At 60.8% G+C, this 24,239-nt stretch carries 21 protein-coding genes, 1 tRNA gene and 1 pseudogene; 15 read left to right on the top strand and 8 right to left on the bottom strand.

Translation table 11 applies throughout. From position 1 onward, the window contains the following. Positions 1 to 50 precede the first annotated feature (50 nt). Together JL811_RS15680 and JL811_RS20275 are read left to right on the top strand one after the other, a co-directional pair. Positions 51 to 127 (top strand) — tRNA-Met (locus JL811_RS15680). A gap of 103 nt (positions 128 to 230) precedes the next feature. Beyond that, positions 231 to 662 (top strand): hypothetical protein, encoded by a 432-nt coding sequence (locus JL811_RS20275; RefSeq protein WP_337924759.1) that lies wholly within the window; start codon positions 231 to 233, stop codon positions 660 to 662. 147 nt (positions 663 to 809) lie between these two features. Here JL811_RS20275 and JL811_RS20270 read toward each other — a convergent pair. The 5 genes and pseudogenes from JL811_RS20270 to JL811_RS15655 all read right to left on the bottom strand — a co-directional run. Further along, positions 810 to 1,847, bottom strand: a pseudogene (locus JL811_RS20270) (recombinase family protein); the annotation flags it as partial. Positions 1,848 to 1,866: 19 nt separating this feature from the next. Further along, positions 1,867 to 2,052, bottom strand: a complete 186-nt coding sequence (locus JL811_RS15670; RefSeq protein ID WP_202689637.1) for a hypothetical protein — start codon at positions 2,050 to 2,052, stop codon at positions 1,867 to 1,869. Between the two features lie 640 nt (positions 2,053 to 2,692). After that, a complete protein-coding gene (locus JL811_RS15665) occupies positions 2,693 to 2,941 on the bottom strand; it encodes a hypothetical protein (RefSeq protein WP_202689636.1) in 249 nt (82 codons plus the stop codon). A gap of 394 nt (positions 2,942 to 3,335) precedes the next feature. Continuing rightward, on the bottom strand, positions 3,336 to 6,416 hold the full coding sequence (locus tag JL811_RS15660) for an AAA family ATPase (RefSeq protein WP_202689635.1): 3,081 nt from the start codon (positions 6,414 to 6,416) through the stop codon (positions 3,336 to 3,338). Next, positions 6,413 to 7,549: an exonuclease SbcCD subunit D gene (locus tag JL811_RS15655; protein ID WP_202689634.1), complete on the bottom strand. Its 1,137-nt coding sequence runs from the start codon at positions 7,547 to 7,549 to the stop codon at positions 6,413 to 6,415. The genes JL811_RS15660 and JL811_RS15655 overlap by 4 nt, the downstream gene beginning before the upstream one ends. Before the next feature lie 72 nt (positions 7,550 to 7,621). On the opposite strand from JL811_RS15655, the gene JL811_RS15650 reads away from it, so the two are divergent. Genes JL811_RS15650 through JL811_RS20310 form a run of 4 tightly spaced genes read left to right on the top strand, consistent with a single transcriptional unit; the run spans position 7,622 to position 11,708 of the window. Beyond that, on the top strand, positions 7,622 to 8,413 hold the full coding sequence (locus tag JL811_RS15650) for a BrxR family transcriptional regulator (protein ID WP_202689633.1): 792 nt from the start codon (positions 7,622 to 7,624) through the stop codon (positions 8,411 to 8,413). 57 nt (positions 8,414 to 8,470) lie between these two features. Next, positions 8,471 to 9,694 (top strand): SIR2 family NAD-dependent protein deacylase, encoded by a 1,224-nt coding sequence (locus JL811_RS15645; protein ID WP_237685000.1) that lies wholly within the window; start codon positions 8,471 to 8,473, stop codon positions 9,692 to 9,694. Next, complete coding sequence (locus JL811_RS15640) at positions 9,694 to 11,472, top strand: ATP-binding protein (RefSeq protein ID WP_202689632.1); 1,779 nt, start codon at positions 9,694 to 9,696, stop codon at positions 11,470 to 11,472. The genes JL811_RS15645 and JL811_RS15640 overlap by 1 nt, the downstream gene beginning before the upstream one ends. Then, positions 11,436 to 11,708: a KTSC domain-containing protein gene (locus tag JL811_RS20310; RefSeq protein WP_420496786.1), complete on the top strand. Its 273-nt coding sequence runs from the start codon at positions 11,436 to 11,438 to the stop codon at positions 11,706 to 11,708. The genes JL811_RS15640 and JL811_RS20310 overlap by 37 nt, the downstream gene beginning before the upstream one ends. Positions 11,709 to 11,838: 130 nt before the next feature. Here the strand turns inward: JL811_RS20310 and JL811_RS15630 are convergent, their stop codons facing one another. From JL811_RS15630 to JL811_RS15620, 3 genes are all read right to left on the bottom strand, one after another. After that, entirely contained in the window at positions 11,839 to 15,753 is a 3,915-nt protein-coding gene (locus tag JL811_RS15630) for an ATP-binding protein (protein WP_337924758.1), read from the bottom strand. Positions 15,754 to 16,095: 342 nt separating this feature from the next. Next, positions 16,096 to 16,713: a plasmid pRiA4b ORF-3 family protein gene (locus tag JL811_RS15625; protein ID WP_202689630.1), complete on the bottom strand. Its 618-nt coding sequence runs from the start codon at positions 16,711 to 16,713 to the stop codon at positions 16,096 to 16,098. Positions 16,714 to 16,729: 16 nt separating this feature from the next. Continuing rightward, entirely contained in the window at positions 16,730 to 17,047 is a 318-nt protein-coding gene (locus JL811_RS15620) for an H-NS histone family protein (protein ID WP_202689629.1), read from the bottom strand. Between the two features lie 361 nt (positions 17,048 to 17,408). On the opposite strand from JL811_RS15620, the gene JL811_RS15615 reads away from it, so the two are divergent. From JL811_RS15615 to JL811_RS15575, 9 genes are all read left to right on the top strand, one after another. Then, positions 17,409 to 18,368 (top strand): ArdC family protein, encoded by a 960-nt coding sequence (locus JL811_RS15615; RefSeq protein WP_202689628.1) that lies wholly within the window; start codon positions 17,409 to 17,411, stop codon positions 18,366 to 18,368. After that, positions 18,365 to 18,760, top strand: coding sequence for a DUF2958 domain-containing protein (locus JL811_RS15610; RefSeq protein ID WP_202689627.1), 396 nt, complete (start codon positions 18,365 to 18,367; stop codon positions 18,758 to 18,760). The genes JL811_RS15615 and JL811_RS15610 overlap by 4 nt, the downstream gene beginning before the upstream one ends. Before the next feature lie 121 nt (positions 18,761 to 18,881). Then, positions 18,882 to 21,017 carry a ParB/RepB/Spo0J family partition protein gene (locus tag JL811_RS15605; protein ID WP_202689626.1) on the top strand — a complete coding sequence of 712 codons (2,136 nt, stop codon included), beginning with the start codon at positions 18,882 to 18,884 and terminating at the stop codon, positions 21,015 to 21,017. A gap of 102 nt (positions 21,018 to 21,119) precedes the next feature. Beyond that, positions 21,120 to 21,458, top strand: coding sequence for a hypothetical protein (locus JL811_RS15600; RefSeq protein ID WP_202689625.1), 339 nt, complete (start codon positions 21,120 to 21,122; stop codon positions 21,456 to 21,458). Continuing rightward, positions 21,452 to 21,748, top strand: coding sequence for a hypothetical protein (locus tag JL811_RS15595; RefSeq protein WP_202689624.1), 297 nt, complete (start codon positions 21,452 to 21,454; stop codon positions 21,746 to 21,748). The genes JL811_RS15600 and JL811_RS15595 overlap by 7 nt, the downstream gene beginning before the upstream one ends. 428 nt (positions 21,749 to 22,176) lie before the next feature. After that, positions 22,177 to 22,341, top strand: a complete 165-nt coding sequence (locus JL811_RS15590; RefSeq protein WP_202689623.1) for a hypothetical protein — start codon at positions 22,177 to 22,179, stop codon at positions 22,339 to 22,341. Positions 22,342 to 22,537: 196 nt separating this feature from the next. After that, positions 22,538 to 23,080 carry a hypothetical protein gene (locus JL811_RS15585; protein WP_202689622.1) on the top strand — a complete coding sequence of 181 codons (543 nt, stop codon included), beginning with the start codon at positions 22,538 to 22,540 and terminating at the stop codon, positions 23,078 to 23,080. Between the two features lie 67 nt (positions 23,081 to 23,147). After that, complete coding sequence (locus JL811_RS15580) at positions 23,148 to 23,564, top strand: hypothetical protein (protein ID WP_202689621.1); 417 nt, start codon at positions 23,148 to 23,150, stop codon at positions 23,562 to 23,564. Then, a complete protein-coding gene (locus JL811_RS15575) occupies positions 23,557 to 24,201 on the top strand; it encodes an antitoxin of toxin-antitoxin stability system (RefSeq protein ID WP_202689620.1) in 645 nt (214 codons plus the stop codon). Before JL811_RS15580 ends, JL811_RS15575 begins: the two co-directional genes overlap by 8 nt. Positions 24,202 to 24,239 lie beyond the last annotated feature (38 nt).

Genomic DNA, 24,239 nt, shown 5'->3' with positions numbered 1-24,239 from the left:
AAGCCAGATCTCCGAACGATATCAAATCCGCGCAAAACAAAGCGCCAAGTCGCGGGGTGGAGCAGCCCGGTAGCTCGTCAGGCTCATAACCTGAAGGCCGCAGGTTCAAATCCTGCCCCCGCAACCATCTCAAATTGCGATGCACCGTCGCGCACACCAGCCGCCCCATCCGGGCGGCTTTTTTGTGTCCGCAACTTCTGATTTGAGCAGGTCCCCGCAACCATCTCAACTTGCGCACCGCCCGCCACTTCGGCGGGCTTTTTGCGTTCCAGCGCAATCGTCAGAATGCCCGCGAGATCACCCCGCACCTCGATCTGCAGCTCTCCGCTCACCGCGTCTGGCGTCAGGACTATCTCCTGCACCAGAGAGCGCAGAACGTCAGCGGCACCCATGCGCCGTGCCTCGGAATCCTCCTGCAAGGCCGCGTAGAGCTCTTCGACCTGCTCGCGGTAGTGATGGGCCATGTTCGGGTGAAGCAGGGGAGGGGGCTCATCCGCTTCGACGACTTGTGCTTGCAGCTGCTTTTGCCGGTCCTCCAGATCCTTCATTTGCTTCATCATCCGCGTGGGCGCATCGTCACTGCCGGAGGCCATGATGAGCTTCATCAACTTATCGAGTTCCCTGTCGATCTTCCTGATCTCGGCCTCTGCCGCGTCGATTGACGCCCGACCTTCCATCCGCAGCTTGTTCATCTCGCGGGTGAACTCGTCACAGAACTCCTGAAACAGCTCCGGCTTCATCAGGTTGTGGCGCAGGGCGTTCAGGACCCGCTCTTCCAAGGCATCCCGCCGGATGTTCATGTCATTGTCGCAGGTGCCCTTGTTGCGTCTGGTCGAGCAGCCCACCAGATGCGCGGAGATCATCGAGTAGCCGCCGCCGCAACAGCCGCATTTGGTCAGGCCGGACAGCAGGTACTTCGGCCGTCTCCGGTCGCGGAAGTGGTTCTCGCTCCGATCACCCTCATCCAGGGTGGCGTGCTTGACGGTCTTCTGCCGGCCTTTCACAGCGCTCCACAGGTCGTCCTCGATGATCCGGAGTTCGGGCGCGTCCTGGATCACCCATTCGGATTCCGGATTGGGACGCGCCTGCCGTTTGCCGGTATCGGGATCCTTGATGAACCGCTGCCGGTTCCACACCAGCTTGCCGATATACATCTCGTTGTTCAGGATGCCATTGCCGCGCTTCTGGTTGCCGTTGATGGTGCTGAAACCCCAGTCTCCGCCCGAAGGGGCCTCGATGCCGTCCTGGTTCAGCTCGACGGCGATGCGCTTGGCAGACTTGCCTGCGGTGTAGTCGCGGAAGATCCGGCGGATGACTTCAGCCTGTACCGGATTGACGGTGCGGTCCCCCCGGATCGGCTCACCATTGCCGTCGAGCTTCTTCACCACGTCATATCCATAGGAATTGCCGCCGCCGGATTTGCCGGCCTCGACCCGGCCACGTTGCCCGCGCCGGGTCTTGTCGGCGAGGTCCTTCAGGAACAGCGCGTTCATGGTGCCCTTGAGGCCGACATGCAGTTGGGAGATCTGTCCCTCGGACAGGGTGAACATCTTCACATCGGCATAGGTCATGCGCTTGTAGACGCCAGCGATATCCTCCTGGTCACGTGAGATCCGGTCCAATGCCTCGGCGAGGATCAGGTCGAAGCGCCCGCGCGTCGCATCCGTGATCAGCGCCTGGATACCGGGACGAAGGAGAGACGAGCCGGAGATCGCGTGGTCGGAATATTCCTCGACGATGGTCCAGCCTTCCTTCTCGGCGCGAAGGCGGCACATCCGGAACTGATCGGCAATTGAGGCCTCGCGTTGATTGTCCGAGGAATAGCGGGCGTAGATGGCAACGCGCATGGTCAGGCCTCCAGAGTGTTCAAGGGTGCGGCGGCCGGTGATCCTTCAGCTGTTGCTCGTAGAGGCCGCGCGCGGCCCGGCGAGCGAGAAGGCGGACCAGAGCGACCAGCCGAGGATCGCGGCCATCCGACGCGGTCATCAGCGTCAGCTCGGGTTTGCCGCTCTGCGCTTCCGCCTTGTGAATGGTGTTCGGTTGCCGTGCCATCGTCGTGCCGTGACCTTTGGGGATGCACGAACTCTACGAAGCAATTCCAAAGCGTTACAGAGAAGCGCATGGCGGCGTTCGGATGTTGGCAGCGTACAGAATAGGGCATTGGCGTAGTCCTGAGCAGCATGGCGTAGCGCAAATAATGGCGCGACGCTGTGCGAATGTGCGGCTCACAGGGGATATGAACATCTGCTCGCACAGCAAGACGTTCCAGCCAGATCCTGATCAAAGGCTAACGCGGATGCCGTGCATCATGCAAGCCCATCCTCGCGCAGGTGATCTGAGCGACGCTCGCAAAGTTCGGCCCAAAGCCGCCGATCGATCTCGACATATGCTGCACTGCCGCATACCCGGAAGCTGTCGTTCGTTTTGCTCCGCAGCAAACACTCAACCAGTATTGTTCCCAACGGGCGCAAAGCGGTCTGACGGCGCTGCGGCAGGGCAAGCGCATCGGGATCACCAAAGCTGTGGCTCATGCGATCTGCGGCTGAGCGTTTGTTAGACGGCTGGCACTTACCGGATACTTGAGTTGATGATTGAATTTCTATAATGTGTGAGGCGGTCGCAGGCCGGCAGTATTGATCAGCGATAGTATCAGATCCACTGCCAGCCAAGTCTAACCCTTCACTGTTCAATCTCAGCGTTTCTTGTTCGACTGGGACAAGACCGAACCAGCAAGCGTTTTGGTTCTCTCAGAGTAACGATCACTGCGAAGGACTTTAGAAGCAAGATCCTCCATCTTTGCACCCGTTTGTCTATTTGTATTGGACTGCGACAACGCCGAGCCCGCAAGTTTACGGGCAATATGCGAGGAACCTGGCTTGAATAGAGTGTCCGCCGCAAGCGATGCAACGCCATTTGAAGTGCTTTTACGATTGGTCGCCATTCTTACCTCCATGTGGTATTTTTTTGTGTTGCTCGTCTATATTTGGTGTCGGACTAAGTTATTCGCAAGCTTCGTGAGGAAGAAGTTTAGCACTATCGGCGTGTTTCAAATAGATCTGGCGTAGTCGCATCCCGCCGACTGCTCAGCCCTTCGCCGAGATGCAAGCATGGGTGTTTTATGCGTGTCAGACCTTTACCCCCCTCGAAATGTACCCAGCCACCTTTCGGCATACCAATGCTCACGATCGGCGCACCGCATATTGGGCACACGCGCTTGAACGTCGGGCTCTTACTGCTTGTTTTTTCGCTCCGGAGAACCCAATTGCCGCGGACAGAGACTGTCAGCCCTGTCCACAGTCGGCGGGTGTGGGCCTTGCGGTAGTACCAACGGTCCGTCACGACAGCCCCCTCCGCTCCTCGACCTTACTGCCGCCCGGAGTCGACCGAACGTAGAAACCTTGCGGGATGGCCTCCTGCACCAGTCCTACGTGCGAGATCAGTCCCACTGCCCGGCTGCCTTTGGTCAATGCCGCAAGAACCTGAAGGACCTGGTCGAGCGTGCCCGCACCGTTTTCGGTGTCGAGGCTGCCGAAGCCTTCATCGATGAAGATCGTGTCCATCCGTATCTTGCCGGACAGGCTCTCGACCACATCGGCGAGCCCTAGCGCCAGGGCCAGTGCGGAGATGAAGGTCTCGCCGCCCGACAAGGTTGCAGTCGGGCGTGCCTTGCCGGTATTGACGTCGAAGACCTCGATCTCCAGCCCGCGCTTGCCGCGTCCGCCGGATGCCTCGACCCCGCGCTCGAGCCGATAGCGTCCGCGCATCATGAGGTCGAGCCGCAGGTTCGCCGCCTCAAGCACCTGATCGAACATGGCCGCGATGGCAAAAGTTTCGAGCGTCATGCTGAGCTCGTTCTTGCCGTTGGCTAGATCGGCCAGACCCCGGAGCGGCCCTGTTTTGGCCTCGAGTTCTTCGGTTCTGGCAAGCGCCTCGGCCAATGACCGCTTGAAATGCATCAATGCGTCGACGTCCGTTTGCGCCTCGGCCAAGGCGATGTTGGCCGCCTTTACTGCATGCGCAGTACTTTCCTGTGTTTGCTCGAGCGGGGCGAGGTCTGGCCGCTCACGCTCCGCACAGGCGACCGCGGCATCCTGCCAGGTCGTCTGCGCCGCAATTAGCTTTTCGCGATGGGCGCGTACGGTCTCTCGGTCCTCGACGAGCGTCGGGAAATGCACCTTACAGGCCGCGTATGTCGCTTCATCCAGCCCAACCTCTTCCAGTCGGGCGGTGAAGTCATTGCGCGCCTTTTCCGCGCGCCGCAGCTGCGTTTCGCTTGCGCGCCTTGCGGCCTCAAGCTGCTCCTGCGTCCTGGTCAGCACCTCGCTCGCCTTTCGGTCACCCTGTTCCGCCCGGTCAAGCGCTTCGGACAGCTGCTTCCGGGTGCTGAGCAGAAGATCACGCCGGGCCGCGACCGCCTCGGGCGATCTCAACTCCTCGGGCAAGGACCCGACCACCGCTTCGTGCTTTGCTCTTGCCGTGGCCGAGGCTGTCTCAGCCCTGCCTGCTCTGGTCCGCGCCGTGGCCGCGGCAGCTTCGGCATCCCTCAGATCCTGCTTCAGCCGGTCAAGCCGTTCTGCCATCGCGTCAATGTCGACGGTATCCCCAATCGCAGCAAGCTCCCCCTCCAGCCGCAACTTGTCGGTCTCGAGACTGGCGACTGAGCGCGCTGGCCGGTCCTGTTCGGACAGAGCTCGTTTCCTTTCGTCAAGCCGCGTCAGGCAATGGCCCAACGCGCTTTCGGCCCGGATATGGGCCTCCGATTCAGCCCTCGCGTCCGCCTGCGCCTGCCGGAACACCTCGGTCAGGCCGGACTGCTCTGGCGTGCCTTCGGCCGGCGCGGGATGGTCGGGGGATCCGCAGACGGGACATGGGGCACCCTCGGTCAGTTTCTCCGCCAGGATGATCGCCTGGGTGCGTGTAAGGCGTGCCTCGGCCTCGGTCAGCGCCAACTCGGCAGCTTCGGCCGTTTTCGTCTTCGCCGCCAGCGCATCCGATGCGGCCTCAACGTTTTCTTCGGCCTCTGAGACCGCCTGTTCTGCCCTGGTAAGCGCCCCGGATTTACTCAGCTCCCGGTCCACCTCGGCCAAGTCGCTGGTCAGCTTGCCGCGGGACGCCTCGGTCTTGCGCGCCTGTTCAAGCCCCGTATCGGTCGCGTCGCGTCGCGACTGGAGCGTCTCGTGCGCCCTTTCGGTCTCGGCCAGCGCGCGTTTCGCCCTGCCCTCCTCCTTCGCGGCATCTTCAAACAAGGCTTTCAGCAGCGCGGCCTGCCCGACTCTCTGCTCGATCTCCTCCAGCCGCGTCAGATCCGCCTGAACCGCCTGCCTCTTTCCATCACCCGCCTTGGCCTCGGCCAAGTCCCGCTCGGAGTCCTGCCGTGCCTGGATCGCGGTTCCCAGATCCGTCTCGGTGCCGGTCACGGCCTTCGCCGCATCCCTCAGGTCCCGCTCCGCCTCTTGCCATGCCGTTTCAATATCGCGCGCCTGCAAGGCATTCCCGGTCGTCTCTACCCGCTTCGCCAAAGCGTCAATCTCAACCGTCTTCGTCTCTAGACTGTCCAGCGCCTGGCGTGCGGCATCGACGGCGGCGAAGGCCTTTTCGACCTGCTCGCCCTTGGTCAAAGCCTGGCGAGCGGCTTCTGCCGCAGCATCCGCGATGCCCTGAGCTTGCTGCCTTTCACCGACCTGCGCCGCGGCGCCCTCCATCGCCAGTTCCAGCGCCTCGATGCTTTCAAAGCCCCGTTCCTGGAGACGGACGATGTAAAGCGCGCGCTGTTCCCGCAAGTTGCGCTCAGCCTGAGCGGCCTCTTCCTTCAGACGGGCGGCTAGGTCGCGATAGACCTTCACGTCGAACAATTCTCGAAGGATCTCGACGCGGGCATCGGTCTTGGCCGCGAGGAACGTCTCGAACTTGCCTTGGGGCAGAAGCACGATCTGGCGAAAGTGATCCGCGCCATAGCCCAGCAGCTTCTCGATCTCCTGCCCGACGACAGAGACCTTCCTTTCGGCGATGACCCGGCCTGACTGCCCCGATCCCAACGCATCAAGCGCGATCCCGGTGACATCGAACAGTGAGGCCTCGGCCGCATCTGCCGTCATCCCTTCTCCACGCGCCTTCGGACGTTCCTGCGCCGGACGACGGCGGATCAGATAGGTCTTGGCGCCAAGCTCGAAGACCAGTTCGACCTCGGTGGGAAGATCCGCGGCGGCGTGGTCCGAGCGCAGCGACCGTGGCTCTTGTTCGGCCTTTGTCGGCTCCCCGAACAACGCGAAGGAAATAGCCGAGAACAGGGTCGATTTGCCTGCCCCGGTCTGGCCGTAGACGCCAAACAGACCGGACTCCAACGCGAACCGGAAATCGACGACCTCCTTCGCGGCGAAGGGACCGAAGGCCTGGAGGGAAAGGCGGATAGGTCTCATGTTCGATCTTCCGCGGACACGGCCACATGCAGCTTGTCGGCGAGGATCGCCATTTCCGGACCGCTCGCGTCCCGACCGCGCACTACCTTTAGAAAGTCACCGATCATTTCGACAGGTGTGACCACTGCCGACCCCGTACCAAGCGTCTTGACTTCCTGCGCTCGCGCTTGCTTGGCATAGGCCAGATGGCAGGCATTCGGATAGGTAACCCGCAGCCGCTTCATCGGATCGATCAAAGGGCTCGCATCGGTCAGGATAGCCTGGATGAAATCCTCCGAGGGGGTACCCGCCAGAAGGTCCGCAAAGGCCCCGGTCAGCGAGCGCACCTGCCGCAGCGGTCGGAACGGCAAGGTGCGAATATCGACGGTCTCCGCGTTCAGATCGACAATGATCATGGACTTTTCGGCGCCTGCCTCGTCGAAACCAAATGCGAGGGGAGATCCCGAGTACCGGATATGGGACGCGCTCACTTCTTGCGGCTTGTGCAAATGCCCCAGCGCTGCATAGGTCGCCCCGGCGAAGACTTCGGCGGGAACGGTTTCAATACCGCCGACCCGGGTCAGGGCGCGCTCAGTTTCTCCAGCCGCCCCTCCTGCGACGAAGGCGTGGGCTACCACGACCCACCGCGCGCCCTTCGGCACATACGCTCTCGCTGCAGCGATCTGAGCCGTGATAACGTCGGCAGGCGTGCTTATGCCTTCATCCCCGAACACTTCACGCGCTGCGTACTCATAGGAAAAGGACAGCGCGGAGAAGGCGACATCGCCATGCGCGTCACTTAGCACCAATGGGACCTCTGCCGCAGTCGCAATCCCGCGCACCAGCACCCGCGACGCAGTCGAGAAGACAGACATCGCCTCGATCCGGTCACCGGAATCATGGTTGCCAGAAATCATCACGACGGCGGCTGCAGTCTCTTCTGCCACGCGCTTCAGGAAACGGTTGAACTGACGGATCGCCGAATTGGGAGGCGAGGCGCGATCAAACACATCGCCAGCGATCACCAGCACATCCACATGCTCCGCCACCAAGGCATCAACGATCTGGCCCAGAACGTACTCGTGGTCCGCTTCAAGGCTGAGCCCCATGAACTGGCGGCCTAGGTGAAGATCAGCGGTATGAAGTAATCGCATCTATGGCATCCAGTTTCTATACGTGTTGTTACTGTATGGACGAGGGGCGACGAGTCAAGTAGTCTTCCTCGCATGAACCTTGAATCTCTGAAACATGCGCAGCGCGAACGGATCCTGTTCTTGGATCAATGTCTTACATGGAGAGGTCAGGCAAATCGTCGGGACTTAAGGCAGCGCTTCGACATCTCCATGGCGCAGGCGGCCGTAGACTTCCGCACCTATCTGTCGCTAACGCAGACACCTCCGGTGTATGACGCGACGGAGAAGACCTATTTTTCTGGGAGCGACCACAGGGCACTGTCCGATGCCGGCCCCGAACAGGTATTCGACTTGCTCAGCGAGGGCACAGACTGCCTTGGCGCAAGCATCCCACTGCCCAATCGGGTGATGAACTGCGCCGTCATTGCTCAACTCTACCGCGCAATGAGAGGCGAGCGGGACATCCAGATCAGCTATACGTCCATGAGCAGCGGTGCTTCCGAGCCGCAATGGATCAGCCCGGTTCGGTTTCATTACGATGGAGAGGCGATCCATCTTCGGGCCTGGAGCCATAAGCATGGGGCTTACCGGGATTATCTTCCGATCAGAATGGCCAACCAAGGCCCAGTTGGAACACGGGATAGAGTGTCACCCCTTCCTTTCGACACTGACTGGCATAGTTTCGTGCGCATGTGGATATGTCCGCGTTCAGATCTCTCGGACGCACAGGCGCGGGTCGTCCGGCTAGAGTACGGCTTTCAAGACCGAACACGCATTACCTTAGAAACTAGAAAAGCACTCGTATTTTACGTCATCAAGCGATGGCGCCTCACTGATGAGCAATCTAGGCTAGAGTTGGAAAAGATCGAGGAAGTGGTAACGTGAAGGGCCTTGAGTGGGACGTAGCACTGATAGGTCGAAGCAAGGACGTCGAAGCGAACGTTGGAGAAGCGTAAATTGACAGTCAGTGTTCACAATCCTGATCAGTATATGGCGGCGCTGAGGACGATTATTGCCCAGGGCCGCAAGCGGATCGGGCTGTTGGTTGGCGCCGGAGCTTCTGCTGGCATGGCCAAGCCTGATGGTACCTATCCGCTTATCCCAGCGGTGGCGGGCCTTACTGATAAGGTTCTCACAACGCTTGGACCAACCTATCAGCAACAGATTGATGGCCTGAAATCAGAACTCGACAAGCACGACATCGAGACTATGCTTTCGCGGGTTCGCTCTCTGAGCCAAGTGATCGGCGTGGCGAAAGTTCACAATCTCGATGGCCTCGGCTTCGCCACTTTCGGCGAAGCAATCTGTTCAGAGATCGGCAAGATAGTGGACGTCCGATTGCCGGGTACCGGTTCAGCCTATGCAGATCTCGTGAACTGGATCACCGGCACTATGCGTGACTATCCGGTAGAAATTTTCACGACGAATTACGACCTGCTGTTCGAAGAGGCGTTTGAGTCCGTTCGAGCACCGTACTTTGATGGCTTCACGGGCGGTCGCGAACCTTTCTTTGACCCCGTATCGGTGTCGCGCAGCGATCTTCCCGCGCGATGGACGCGGCTCTGGAAGCTTCATGGCTCGCTCGGCTGGCGTGCGAGCGAGAAAGGGGAAGTGATCCGAACGGGCCAAAGTTCGGCAAGTCACCTCGTCTTCCCCGAACATCTGAAATACGATCAAACTCAGAAGGCCCCTTATGCTGCGCTGCTTGATCGTCTTCGTGCGTTCTTGCTCACACCCGACACACTACTGATCTCTATCGGCTTTTCCTTTGCGGACGCACATATTGCTGCCCGACTGGACGAGGCACTCGCAGCGAATCCATCCTCCAGCGTCTTTGCTTTCCAGTTCAAAACTCTAGAAGAAGAAGGGCCGGCGTGCGATCTCGCTCGCCGCCTGCCAAACTTCAGCGTGTATGCGCGAGACCAGGCCAAGGTTAATGGCATTCGCGGTGCATGGAAGGCGCCAGTTGAACTACCTAACAAGGACTGGGGGCCGATAAGGTCGACCTATCTCGACAAAGACGGCAGCTTCATGCTCGGAGCAATAGAGCCCTTTGCCAGATTCTTCGCGGCATCGCGGTCGGTTCAAGCGTTTCCCACACAAACTGTGCCGACACCACCAGCGGTAGCACCGCTGCCTACAGCAACTGGTGCGCCGGTAGTATGATGAGTGCTCCGACCCTCCTCGGCCACGTAGGCTCTGTCGCAGGCTCAACCGTAAGTGTTCGGCAGTTCGAGGGCGTGGCCTCGGGCATTGCGATCATTGGGGGAAGGAGCTACCGGGTCGGTCAGGTCGGTAGCTTCGTGCGGATTCCTCAGGGTTATCATGACCTCTACGCAATCATATCTGAGGTCGGTGCAAGTGCGACACCCGCGGCTCTGACCGATGCGATCGACCGTGGAGAAAGATGGCTAACCATTCAACTTGTCGGGGAGATTGTCGAAGCTTCATTCGAGCGCGGCATCAGCCAATATCCCAACGTGAACGATGAGGTGCATCTCGTCACCGAGGAGGATCTGGCGAAGATCTATGGCGCGGAGTTTGCGGGTCAGGTGGTCGTAGGGCGGCTTGCCAACGCCGAGAGCATCCCGGTTCGGCTAGATCTCGACAAACTAGTCACGCGTCATAGCGCTGTGCTTGGCTCAACCGGATCGGGCAAATCCACAACTGTCGCAAGCCTGTTACGGTCGATCTCGGCGCCGGGCGAAATGGGATTTCCGAGCGCGCGCATTCTGCTTCTCGATATCCATGGCGAATATGCCAGTGCGCTAAGGGACAATGCTGAGGTCTTCCGGATCACGCCCGGAGACGGAGAGAAGAAGCTGGCCATTCCGTATTGGGCACTTCGACCAACCGAAATCCTCAACTTTCTATGCGGGAAGATGGACGATCGTGCGACAACCGCAATTCTCGACAAGATCTTCGCCGCAAAAAGCACAATAGCGCAGACAGACAAGTTGCCTGGCGTAGACGCGAATTCGATGACCGTCGACACCCCGATTCCTTATAGCTTGAGTAGCCTTTGGCTGGAATTGATCGATCCAGAGGTCAAGACTTGGCTCGATCAGGCAAAGACGCAGCCAGCGATCGTGCTCCCCGGAGACGCGGCTACTTTGCGCCCCCCAACCTATCAGCCGCACACGACGACGAATTCGGCACCATACCAAAATAACATCGGTGTGCTCGGCATCCGCAAACAGCTTGATCGCATGAGATCACGCATGCTCGATCGTCAGTTCGAGTTCTTGCTAAAGCCCGGCGAATGGGAGCCGGACCTGACCGGCCATGTAGCCAGTGATCTTCCCGCCCTTCTCGAAAGCTGGATCGGCCACGAGAAGGCAATAACCGTTCTAGACCTTTCGGGCATCCCCAGCACCGTCCTTCTAGATTTAATCGGTGCTATCCTGTCGATTATCTATGAGGCACTATTCTGGGGTCGCGAGCGCAACGAGGGTGGTAGAAGTCGACCACAACTTGTGGTCATGGAAGAGGCGCACCGGTATCTTGGTCGAGAAGCCGATAATCCCGCGCGCGAGATGGTTCAGAGAATCGCGAAAGAGGGGCGCAAGTTCGGTATCGGCGCAATGATTGTCAGCCAACGCCCTTCTGAAATTGACGATACCATTCTCTCGCAGTGCGGCACTTTTATTGCGTTACGCCTCACCAATTCGACCGACCGGAGCAAAGTACAAGCCGCTTTGCCCGATAATTTGAGCGGTATAGCCGACAGCCTCTCAGTTCTTAGAACAGGGGAAGCCATAATAACTGGTGAAGCTGCGCAGTTGCCAGTGCGCTGCCGCGTCACCCTACCACCTGAAAACCGTCGGCCGAGCAGCGCAGATCCACTTGTCGCAGACAGCTGGAAGCGCACTCGAGGGCCTGAAGACTATGATCATCTTGTCGCAGCATGGCGCGCGCAGGAGCCAAAGTGGAAGCCAGAATAGACACAAAAGAGAAGTGGAGAAATACTATGGATAGATACCCCGTAACATCGAGCAATTTGGCCGAGGTTGGATATGACCCGGAGCTGGAAACTCTCGAAGTCCAATTCAAGAGTGGCGGCGTTTATCAGTACTTCAACGTGACTGCCGTAATGTACGAGCGTCTCATGTCGGCGGACTCACTTGGTCGCTATTTCAATAAAGAAATTAAAGGCCACTACCCGGAGGCGAAGCTCTAGTGCATCGCACTTAAATCGATTTCTCAAGCGTTATGCTGGTCTGCGGATATCCACGCCCAACACAACCGATCTACAGCCGACCCGCAACCGAAAATTCGCTCTTTTCAGCGTAAACGGATGCTTCAGCCACCTAATGGGTATCATACAGCACTCCCAAAATCCGGCGAGCAGAAACTATCGCTGGCAGTCTGGCAGGAGCATCAAGCGCCTCTATAGCGACCACGATGGATGACCCAAGGCCGCCGATCGTCTCGAACTGACGAAGGCCAGCAAGGCTGCCTGGAAGCCTCGCGCCGACGCGCTTGAAGATGCTCGTCCCATCGTCGAGCGTAACTGCGACGAGTTTGCCTTCCCAAGCGTCGAGTTCACTTGGGGTCAGTTCCGCACCGCCCAGCAGGATTTGACCGGGCAGCGCGAGGGGCACGGCACTTTCTTCGCGGACACGATAGGCGACCTCGATCTGACCGAGTTCCGGTGCAGTGTCGATTGTTGTCGCCTCGCCGCCGCCAGGTGGTGGGGCCATTTCGGTGAAAAGGGCACCGACAATGCGGAAAAGCCGAACTTTGCTCTCCTCATAGGTCACTGTCGGACGCGGAGTTCTGGGATCGGGTGTTTGTGCGGCCAGCGAAATACCAAGTGAGCCGGGCGCCTTGAGTAGCCGCCGCGCCAGCACGTTACCCTGATGCCGGGCGATCACAAGATTTCGATCGCGGCCAGGATAGGCTTCCGCTTCCACGATGGCGACCGCTCCAGAGGGAACAGCGAAGCCCAGTGTTTCGCCCCGAACGTAGAATAGTGACTTTCCCTCGAACCATTCACCTTTGAGTTGTTCGGTAGCAATGTCTTGAGTGCCACCCGACGGGATCGAGCGAGAGAAAGCTGCAATGTCTGGGCAGATCGGCACAGAAAATGTTGGCCGAAACATCATCGGCAACGAGACGACAGTGGTTTCCGAGGCAGCGGCAGACGCGAGCGGTTCACGCCAGCGATGCAGCCGGAACTGCTCGTGTACCTTCTCGATCCCGGTTCGCAGGCGAACGAATGCCGCTTCAACGTCTTTAACATCGACATACGTGATGGAGGCCCGTTCGCTGTGATGAGCCTTGTTCAGGATGCGCCGAGGCGCAGCTCCATCGATCATTCCAGGGTCATCGACGAAACGCCTTAGCACCGGATTGGAGAATAACTCGCCGCTGCCATTGGCTATCAGCGCGCGCAGTCGGTCAAGCAGAGGGAAGAGGGTGAGCGCCTGCGTCGATGTCGCATGGGCCGGCTCCGCCATATCATCGAACAGATCGCCCAGACGTGCTTCAATGAAAACGCGCAGATCTGAAGCATATTCCTGCGCCGTGACCGCTGAATCGGGATTGTTGAGGAATGACTGCCGACGCCGGTCGACCTCCTCTATGGTTGGCGACAGGCTCAGAGTCGGATGCACGCTGTTGACCGCGTGAACAGATAGATGCTGGACCCGATCGGCCGCACGATTCTCCGCAACGACCGAGCGGGCGAAACGACGATCATGGGTGGTGATGAGCAGTTGGGCGCCCGCCTCGGCAACTGCGGCAAGCCCATGCGCCAGCCTCTGACGGTTGTCGTGATCGAGCAACTCCTGCGGATCGTCGAGAATGAGCAGCGAAAGCCCGCCACGCGTTGCAAGCACATGCTCCCGGAAAGCGAGAAAGAAGCCGAACAGTGCACCACGCAGAGCGGAGGCGTTGGAAATGTGCTGCGCTGGCGCGGTGACACCCTCGCGGCCGACCTTGAGGTCAAGTAAACCTCGCGCGTTCATGTCCGTACCGATTAGGTCGGGCGCAAAGGTCGTGGCATTGCGATAGATCGCGCGGCGCCAGTGTTCAGACCGATTGTGGAGTTTGCGGCGCAGCGTGTCGACCTGCGTCTGCGCCAAACCACCGAGCGGGACGAGAAGGTTGAGCGCCGTGACCGCTCGCGCGCAAGCCGCGATACGGTCTTTTTTGGCGTTATAGTCTTTGCGCGCGGCTTCCATTCGGCGCGCCTGTTCACTTGCTGAACTGAGCGGGGCTACCCCTTCCACGATCCGAAGAAGCGAGGCCAAGCGCCTGCCAATCGCCCGATCTGCGTCTGCATCCCCATCGTCGCCGCGTCGCACCACGTGCACAAAGGCTGTCAGCGCGATCCTGTTCTGATCCCGCCATTCAGCGAAAGCCAATACACGCACGATGCGAACGATCATCTCTTGCAGCCGGGCAGAGCCTGCTTGCAAAGCAGCGGGCAGCGATCGACCCGCCGGTTCCTGAAATTCTGGAAGCGCGGCAAGGCGTGCGTCGATCAACGCAACGGCATCAGTGCGTAACGTCGCCAAGGTGCCGCGGAACGGTTCCGTTGCAAAAAGATCGTCAGCCAGACCAGCCCTAAGCAGCGCGGCAGGAGAAGTGGGCAGGTCACGGCGCAGTTCGCCACTTATCGCCGGCGGCAGTTCCTGAAGGAGGCGACCGCTCCAATGCGCCGACCATTCGGCGATCGTCCTCGCAATCACCTCCCGGTCGCGTGCCGCCTCGACGAGATGATCGGTTACGGGCACCCCTGTCACCGGATCGCACGCGCCGTGAAGCTGACCGACGCAAACGGGGCAAGTACCGTCGTCGACATGGGCATGATCGTGCATCCAAGCCGATACCTTGGCATAGAGCTGCGCACGACGCGCCCGACCGGGATCGGCAGCCAACGTCGATAGCGTCGCGGCTTCAGTCTCCACCTGAGCCAGCAATTCAACGACCTTGGCGGTCTCAGCAGCGTCCACCTTCAGCGCGGTAAGGCGGGTAATCGACGGCAAATCGCCGATGACCTTCAGCCCTTCGATTGCCGGGCGAATGCTGGCTTCAAGATCGTCGCGGGCCTGCCTGTTCTCCGCGTCGAACCCTTTACCGAGCACCTCTTGCGCTTCGCTCAATGCCTTGGCTTTGAGTTCGACGAAATGCTTCGCGATTTCAGCGATGCGTTCTTGTGCGCCTTCGGCATCTATCGTCGGCCGATCTCCTTCAAATGCGATACTCGGTGTTTCGGTGAGGATCGCGGCGAGGTCTTCGGCCGCTTGCTGATAGCGGCCCGCGATCTCCACTCTCTGCTTTTCAAGCTCGGGAGTCGCGGTTTTAGCGACACGGCCGGCCATCTTTTCGGCGTGCCGCGCGAGGTCCACGAGGTCAGCCAGACCAGTCAGTCGTGCCACCGCTTCGCCCAGTTGCGATGTCGAACCGACCGAAAGGAACGGCAGCAATGCGGGCATGATTGTGGCGATCCGCCATGCGATAGGATCGATTCCCGTAGCACCCAGATCAGGAGGCGTTTCGTTGATCTTGCCGCGAGTCGTGCGGATTTGTGAACGACGTAGCGGTGGCAATGGGGTGCCAGTCGAATCCAAAAATGTCAGTTCGACCCAGCTATCTGCGGGGATAGGTTGGCCATCCGCGGGAAGCTCGGCCGATTTGGGCGGCAACGGGGTGATCGCCGACATAGGGTGCGTCGTGGTCGCGCCATCGTCACGCAAAACCTCACATGCAAAATCTAGCGGCCCCTCTTCTGGCGGCCGCTGCGACCGGATCAGGTGGCCGGTCAGGCACCAGGCAATCGCATTGGCGATCGATGTCTTGCCCGATCCGTTCACGCCCTCCAGCAGCGTCACGGGCTTTTCCGGTTCAAATACGAAAGATGCCGGCGGGGCGCTTGGTCGGCCATAGGCGTGTAATCCCGCGAAGCGGTGCGCCTCGACCTTCACCAGACGCAAAGTCTTGATGGCGCGGCTGCCACCGCCCTCGACCGATGCTTCGATCGTCGGCGGGGGCGTGCCGATCATGTCTATGATCGCCTCGGTATCTCCGGCCGACAGATTTGCCTGCCATCTGCCACGATTTTGCCGATACCAGTCGAGGACCGCCCGCACGTCATCCGAAGCCATCGCGAGTTCTTCACCACCGCCGAGAGCCACAGCCCGCCCGCCAATCAGATCTGCAAGCAAGGCGTCAATTGTTAGTAGATGAATATCTCGCGGTGCTGATGAACCGTCCACAATGTATCCTGCTCTAATATAGTTCCAGCTGATCCTCTTTATCTCATCACGCGTTTGATCTCGTCCATAAATATCAAGTGAATTTTGGACTAGCGCGTGGCATCAAGCACAATAGCATCAATGTTTCGGAATTGACTGTGATCTCGTTGCAGTTCGCCCGAACGACCGCTCCTACGACTTGCTGCGGCGGCCAAGCCGCAGTGTCGTCAGGCGGCTTTCCGTCCTTCGGCTGAACCAGCCGTGATCTTGCTGCGGCCTGCCTGAACGCCTGCTCCTGCAAGTTGCTGCGGCCGCAATGCCGCGCTACCGTCAGGCAGCTTTCCGCCCTAAGTGTCGGTTGTTTCACCGGCTGAGAGTTTTAGGCTTTGGCTGGTGCAGACGTCTGCTGGCGTTGGTGCGGAAGGTATTGCGCAGATCTTTGTTGATCAGATCGCGGTCAAACCACTCGGGATCGAAATGTCCGCCTGCCCAGCGAAGATGGGCTTTGTGGTCTTCATGCTCCGGGTCCAGGATCGTCTCGAGGAAATCTGCGTATGACCACGGGCCTCCGACATCCTCGGGCGGTCGGGCGCGGGCACCTTCGATGCACTCGGCATGACGGGGCAGGGGATCGAAGGACAGCCATTCCTCGATCCGGATCACATGGGTCCAGTCATCGCCAAAATCGTAGAGATAGCTGAAGGTCAGATCCTGTCCGGTGAAATCCGCCAGCCTGACCTCTGTGTAGTCAAAGACACGCGTCCCGCCGAAACCATCCTCGAACTGATCGAGGTCGCCATAGCGCAAGCCGCCGATCCGGAACTCATGCAGATGGCTGTCGGTCCAGCTGAACGCTGCCTGAAGCACCAGATGGAGCCTGTCGAGCGTCCAGTCCGTTGGCACGACAAGGCGCCGCCAGATCGGCGGATCAATGTCGGCCAGGGAGACATGCAGACGGACGGTGTTCACCGGCTGGTACATGGCGGGTGCCTCCCGATCAGATTGCGAAATCCTCGAGGGATTTCCCGGAAGCAAGCGCGTCTGCAATCCACGCCGGTTTGCGGCCCCGGCCCGACCAGGTAATTTCGGCATTCTCGGGGTGGCGATACTTCGGCGCTGACGCTGCACGCTTGCGGGTCGGAGCAGCTTCGGCCAATTCGTCAAAGCTGAAGCCCAGTTCGCGGGCCAGTTCCTCGACTTTGGCACGCGCCTCCGCCTTGCGACGGTCTTCGAAGCTGGTGATGGCCTTTGCAACATTCTTTTCCAGTTGCTTCAGCTCGGCGAGTGACAGGGCGTTGAGATCGATATCGGCCATATTGTCCTCTTTGATTACTCGGCGGGTCATATCCGGGGCGTTCTTGACGGTGTGCGCAATGCTCTGGATCGTGGGAGCTGCAACTGCCCGACAGATAAACGCATATCATTGGTGGATTACAACCACACAGGCGTTGGTGATGCCGCAGGTGTTGTCCTTGTCTGATTGTTTTGCTCGCCAGGGGTGCCAGTGGATGAAATGGGGGAAAGCCTTCCCCCTAGCCGGCACTGCGTTGCCGACGCACCCCCTTCAGCGGGGAGACCCCGCAACGCCCCCTGAGAGGGAGAGTGCGGACGGGTTTTCCGTGACGGGTTGATGGCTGGAGAAGAGGTTTCTGGCGCCCGTTGTGGAGATCATCCCGATGGCCAGACAGGATCGTGCTGCTGACGGCGGCGCGCGCAGCAGCCTTTACGACGACATCACCAGTAAGATCATCGCCGAACTGGAGCAAGGGCGACTGCCTTGGGTCCAGCCCTGGGGGACGGCGGCGGCCAAGGCTCCCCTTGCCATGCCACGGAACGCGGCGACGGCCCGCCAATATTCCGGGATCAACGTGCTGATCCTCTGGGGCGCAGTCATCCAGCATGGCTATCCGACCCAGCACTGGCTCACTTTCCGCCAGGCCCTGTCGCTCGGCGGCAATGTCAGGAAGGGCGAGCGTGGCACCACCGTTGTCTATGCCGACCGTTTTACGCCCGAGGACGAGAAGCGTCGGGCGCGGGAGATGGGCGATGAACCGGGGCGCATCCCGTTCCTGAAGAGGTTCACCGTGTTCAATGCCGCGCAATGCGAGGGGTTGCCCGAGGACATTGCCGTTGAGGCCCCGCCGCCGCCACCCGGGCTGATCGAGCCAAGGGTCGAGGCGCTGATCCGTGCCACCGGCATCGATTTCCGCACCGGCGGCGATCGCGCATTCTATATGCCGTCGCTGGATTATGTGCAGGTGCCACCTCCGCAGGCCTATTTCGAGCCGATCAATTGGCACCGGACGGCACTGCACGAGATGGGGCACGCCACAGGCCATGCCTCGCGGCTCGCGCGGGATTTCTCGGGCGGCTTTGGCACGAAGAAATACGCCTTCGAGGAACTGGTGGCCGAGATGAATGCGGCCTTCTGCTGCGCCTCGCTCGGGATCGTACCGACGGTGCGTCATGCCGATTACATCGGATCCTGGCTGGAAGTGCTGCGCGAAGACAATCGTGCCATTGTCCACGCAGCCTCACAGGCCAGCAAGGCGGCAGACTGGTTGCTGTCATATCTGCCTGACGCAGAGGGCACCGCGCCGGATGCTGCGGCTACCGACCGGAGGGCCGTGGCATGATCCTCCTTACCGGCACACAACGCGACCGGCTGCTGGCCAATGGGCGTCAGCGCGATCAGGATCACATCCCGGTCGTGAAGTTCTTCAACCCCTTCGGCGCGGGGGTGTGGCTCGCCACCGAGTTGGATGAGGGTGGCGAAGTCATGTTCGGCCTGGCCGATCTCGGCTATCCCGAGTTGGGTTCCTGGAGCCTTGAGGAACTGTCCTCGGTACGTCTGCCCTTCGGCATGAGCATCGAGCGCGACCTGCTGTTCACCGGGGATTTCCCCATCTCGGTCTGGGCAGATGCCGCGCGCGAGACCGGCAACATCCGCGCGGCCGAGCGTCTGCTTTACCGCGTAGGTGCAAACTTCACCCGCACATCCGCCGATACAGAAAACCGGAAGAACTGATTTCCGGCGTTCCGGTTCCACGGCTGGCGTCGCTCTCTTAGAGGAGGAGGGCGGCGCTTCGCTTCGTGACGGGTTTGAGGTTGAGAGAGAGGCTCTCGGCGCCCGTCGCGGAGTGAAGAATATGGCTACTGCCGCCCAGAAGATTACCCTGTCGTCCTCGCGCGACATTCCCTTCAACAAGCTGGTACTCAGCCAGTCCAACGTCCGGCGCGTCAAGGCCGGGATCTCGGTCGAAGAACTGGCCGAGTCCATCGCTCGGCGTGGGCTGATCCAGTCCCTGCATGTCCGGCCGGTGATGGATGCCGAGGGCAAGGAAACCGGCATGTTCGAGGTGCCCGCCGGCGGCCGCCGTTTCCGGGCGCTGGAACTGCTGGTCAAGCAGAAGCGTCTCGCCAAGGTTGCGCCAGTCCCCTGCGTCGTCTCGGAGGCCAGCGCCGGAGTGCTGATCGACGAGGTGTCGCTCGCCGAAAACATCGAGCGTGCCCCGCTGCATCCGCTGGATCAGTATCGCGCTTTCCAGGCCATGCGCGAAAAAGGCATGACCGAGGAAGCCATCGCCGCCGCGTTCTTCGTGGATGCCAGGGTGGTCAAACAGCGTCTCCGTCTGGTCACCGTCTCGCCCGTGTTGCTCGACGTCTATGCTGAGGACGGCATGACGCTCGAACAGCTGATGGCCTTCACCGTCTCGGATGACCACGCCCGGCAGGAACAGGTCTGGGACGCGATCAAAGATGGCTGGCAGAAGGAACCCTATTACATCCGCCGCCTGCTGACCGAAACCACGGTCCGCGCCGCCGACAAGCGGGCGGTTTTTGTCGGTATTGCGGCCTATGAGGAGGCTGGCGGTTGCGTGCTGCGCGATCTCTTCCAGCAGGACGATGGCGGCTGGCTGCAAGATCCGGTGCTGCTCGACCGGCTGGTCGGAGAAAAGCTGAAGGCCGAGGCCGAAGCCATCGCCGCCGAAGGCTGGAAGTGGATCGAGGTCGCCATCACCTTTCCCTATGGTCACGACCATGGCCTGCGCCAGACTGTCGGCACGACGGTCGATCTGACCGAAGATGAACGCGCGACCCGCGAGGCATTGCGCGACGAACATGACCGTCTTGAAGCTGAATATGGCGAGACGAACGAACTGCCTGACGAGATCGACGCCCGCTTGGGCGAGATCGAACAGGCGCTGGAAGCGTTCGATCGCCGACCGATGTCCTTCGAGCCGGACCAGATCGGCAAGGCAGGTGTCTTCGTCAGCATCGACTCCGATGGTTCCCTGCTGGTCGAGCGCGGCTATGTCCGTCCCGAGGATGAGGCAGTCGCTGAACCGGACGGTGCGGATGGCGTCGAGGCCGACGCGACCGCGCGCGATCCCGATGCTCCGGCCTATCGTGCGATCATCACGCTCGGCGGCCAGTCCCCTGAGCCGGAGGAGGAAGACGAGGCGGATACCATCAAACCGCTGCCCGACCGGCTGGTCAGCGAGTTGACGGCGCATCGTACTCTGGCGCTTCGCGATGCCGTCGCGGTCAATCCGCATGTCGCCATGACGGCGCTGCTGCATCGGCTGGTCACGGATTGCTTCATGCCGCATTCCAGCAAGGGCTGCCTCGAGGCGCAGGTGCGCGAGGTTCATCTTCCCGCTCAGGCCGAGGACCTGCGCGACAGCGCCTCGGCCAAGGCGATCCAGGACCGGCATGAACGCTGGGGCGATCATGTCCCTGCCGATGATGCCGCGCTCTGGGACTGGCTCGTCGATCTGGACGATGGCTCTCGCATGGACCTGCTCGCCCATTGCGTAAGCTTCGGCGTGAACGCGCTCTATGAAAAGCCCAACCCCTATAGCGGCATGGGCGTCAGCCCGCATGGCCTCGACGTCCGCCTGTCGCAGGCCGACCGGCTGGCGCGCTCGACCGGTCTCGACATGGTGGCGGTGGGCTGGCGGCCGACGTTCGGCAATTATCTCGGACGCGTGACCAAGCCGCGTATCCTGGAAGCAGTGCGCGAAGGGGCCGGAGACCGGGCCGCCGATCTCATCGGGCATCTCAAGAAGGGTGACATGGCCAAGGAGGCCGAACGCCTGCTGGCCGATACCGGCTGGCTGCCCGAGCCGCTGCGCATGGTGGATGGCGATGAGCCCGCCGCGTCCGACACCCAGGACAGCGAAGCCGTCCCTGCGCTTCCGGCCTTCCTCGCCGGTGACGATGAGGAGGAAGCCGCCGAAGACCCCGGAGCTGAGGCCAACGGGATGATTGCGGCGGAATGACACGAACCCCGACGGGGCGGTGAAAGCCGCCCCGTTCTCTTTCACGCTCTACCTCAAGGCCCGGCAGTTCGCCGGGCCATTTTTGTTTCAGGAGAGAAGACCATGCTGTCCGAGACCATGACTCCGGGCGATCAGCACATCGCGCAGATCGTTCATGTCGCCATCTATGATCATCCCCATGGCACGGATGTCCGTGTGTTTCTCGACAGGGATGGGGCTCTGAACTGGCGCACAGGCATCGCCAGGGAATGGTGGAGTAACGCCTGGGACGATGATCCCCCGCCGGACGAGGAGATCGGAGAGGAGTATTTCAACCGAATGCTGGACCGTGGCGACGAGTTTTTCTCGATACAGCTCTGTGACTTGGACGCCGGCGACCACGCTTCCGCCGATCCGCCCCTGCCAACTCTGCGCAGCGACAGCGGAGGTGCATTATGCTGAGCGTCGACGAAATCTTTGCCGATGACCTCGAAAATCCGCCGTCGGAGCGTTCTCTGCCCTGGCAGGAAAGCCGCGATGGCATAACCGTCGTTGTGGAGCCGAAGCCCCATTGGGCCGAGGATATGCGGGTCTTCCGTGTCGATGCCCGCGAATATTGCCGTTATGCGGACTGGACCGCCGATGGCGGCCGGACACGGTTCTATGGCCACATCGACACATCCGGCGACGATGTGATGATGACAGCCAGGGCCATGATCGCGCGCGAGATCGCCGATGGGCTCTGGGACTGAAGAGCCGGGAGCATCTTGCGCAGGCCGTCATGGTCACGGCAATGGCCGCGACGGATCAAGTTCCAGCTTCACCCCGGCACCTTCCCCTCTCATCGCGGGACAAGCGGCATGGGTTCCACCCCCCGAGGGGCCTGAAGGAACACTATCCAGATCACCGTATGACAACGAGGCTGGCGGGACGGAAGCATCTGCGACGGGGCTCCGGCACCTGTCAGATGCAAAGTACCACCCCGCTTCCATTCGCAAACCTTGGTCTGACCGTCTCCTACTCAATCAACCCCAGAGGGGTCGGCTTACGCGAGCGTGCCGCCCTCGGGGATTCGAGACAAGCCCGAACGCCCTCGGGTGATTGCAGATCCGGTCAGACACTTCGGGCGCCTGTCGCGCGGGGGGTGGTCCTCCGCTTCTCAAGACAGGAGCCGGAACCCATGTCCTATGCAGATGCCACCGCCTTCGCCGCCAGCCTCGCCGCCACGCTGATGGTCGAGATCGTCGTGTTCCAAGCCGGGGATGGCACCCATGCCGCTTGTCCCGCCGCCGAGTTCGACGGCGACGAGGATATGGTGAAGCTGGAAGTAGATCCATACGCCTGAGGCGCAAACGCGCCTCCGCCGAAGGCCCGGATCGCGCAAGACGCGGCCGGGCCTTCCGATCTGCGATGGTTGCCCATCGCCGGAGATTGCGCCGGGTCATGTCCCGGCAAGGGAGAGTGAAAGTGCGGGCCTTTCGGCCGTGACGGGTTGGTTGCCGGAGAGAGAGGCTCCCGGCGCCCGTCATGGAGTGATTCCGATGACCCTTGCTCGTCATGACAGCTTCCGGCCGGTTGGCCAGATCCTCGCAGCCGAGGTGCTTCCTCGGCTCCACCTCGCGCAAAAGCTCCCGCTGCGCATATCCTGCATTGGCACCGCCAGCTTTGATGTCGATGCCCGTGGTTTCGACCATTCCACCCCGCTTGGCGAAGGCCAGTCCCCCGAAGAGGCCATGAGCCTTGCCACCCTGCGCGTGTCGCGCTGCGACATCCGCGCCGGTTCGGGCGATACGCTGCGCTTTCGTCCGCGTCTCGTCGTCATTCAGGACCGGGAACTCGGCCTGGTCCTTGCCGGAGAAATCCGCGGCGGGGTCATCCTCTGGCAACAGCCGGTCGCCTCCGATGCCGAGGCGCGCAGGGTCGTGCTGGAGGCCAGCCGCCTGCGCGGCATGGCTTTCAATATGCCCGATCAAGGACCGGCACGCGAACTGCGCCATCGCGCCAGCCTGTGTGAGGTCCGACTGGTCGATACCTTCTGGCGCGAGGTTGCGGCCGAGTTGCTCGCGCTGCCGCAGGCTGCCTGATCTTCCACCACATCCCCGTCCATCCGGGCCGGCCTCGCGCCGGGCTTTCTCTTTTCAGGAGCCTGACATGGTCAACTATTTCACCCATTTCTCATGCCTGCTCGATGTGGGCACCTCCGAAAATGCCGCCCGCGCGCTCGATCTCTACAACGCGCTGTCTGCGGAAAACGCTGCCGAAGACCCGCCTTCGGAAGGCTTCCAGCTGTCTATCCAGCCCGAACATGGCGGCACCCAACTCTGGATACGCGACGATACCACTGGCGATCCTGAGCATGTGATCCAGTTCGTCAAACGCTGCGCCACCGCGTTCGGCCTGACCGGATTGTGGGGTTTCCAATACGCCAATACCTGTTCACGACCGCGGCTGGACGGTTTCGGAGGCGGGGCGCATGTGCTCGATCTCGCCACCGGCAAGACGGTTGCGTGGACCTATACCGACGGCTGGTTCGCCCAGGTTCTCGAAGGAGGTGATCCCGATGAGTAAAGTCATCGAAACCACCGTTTATCGACTGGATGAACTTTCGGACGCCGCAAAGGACAAGGCCCGTGCTTGGTATCGCGAAGGCGGCTTCGATTATGACTGGTACGATGCGGTCTATGAGGATTTCCAGCGGATCGCGGAAATCCTCGGGTTGCGCCTCAAGACTCGTGCCGTGCGCCTCATGGGCGGCGGCACCCGCCATGAACCCCGCATCTGGTTTCGCGGGTTCTGGAGCCAGGGAGACGGCGCCTGCTTCGAGACTTTCTACTCCTACCGCAAGGAAGCCCCGCGCCGGATCAGGGAATATGCACCGCAGGACACGACCCTGCACGGCATCGCCGATGCGCTTCAGTCCGTCCAGCGCCGCAACTTTTACCAGCTTCGCGCCGATGCCAGCCATCGCGGCCATTATTATCACGAATACTGCATGTCGATCTCGGTCGAGCGCGACAGTCCGACCTGGCAGGACATGACCGAGGATGCCGAGGAAGTTGTGACCGAGGCGCTGCGCGATCTCGCCCGCTGGCTCTACCGGCAGCTTGAGCGGGAATACGACTATCTGTCCTCGGATGAGGCGGTGGACGAAACCATCGCTGCCAACGAATACACCTTCACCGAGGCCGGTCGCCGCTTCGGCTGATCCCGACAAGCGCCCCTGCGGGGGCGCTTTTGTCATGT

Source organism: Szabonella alba (assembly GCF_016765775.1).
Classification (GTDB): Bacteria; Pseudomonadota; Alphaproteobacteria; order Rhodobacterales; family Rhodobacteraceae; genus Szabonella; species Szabonella alba.
Note: the sequence above shows the minus strand (reverse complement) of the source record. Positions and strands in the feature narration are given on the sequence as shown.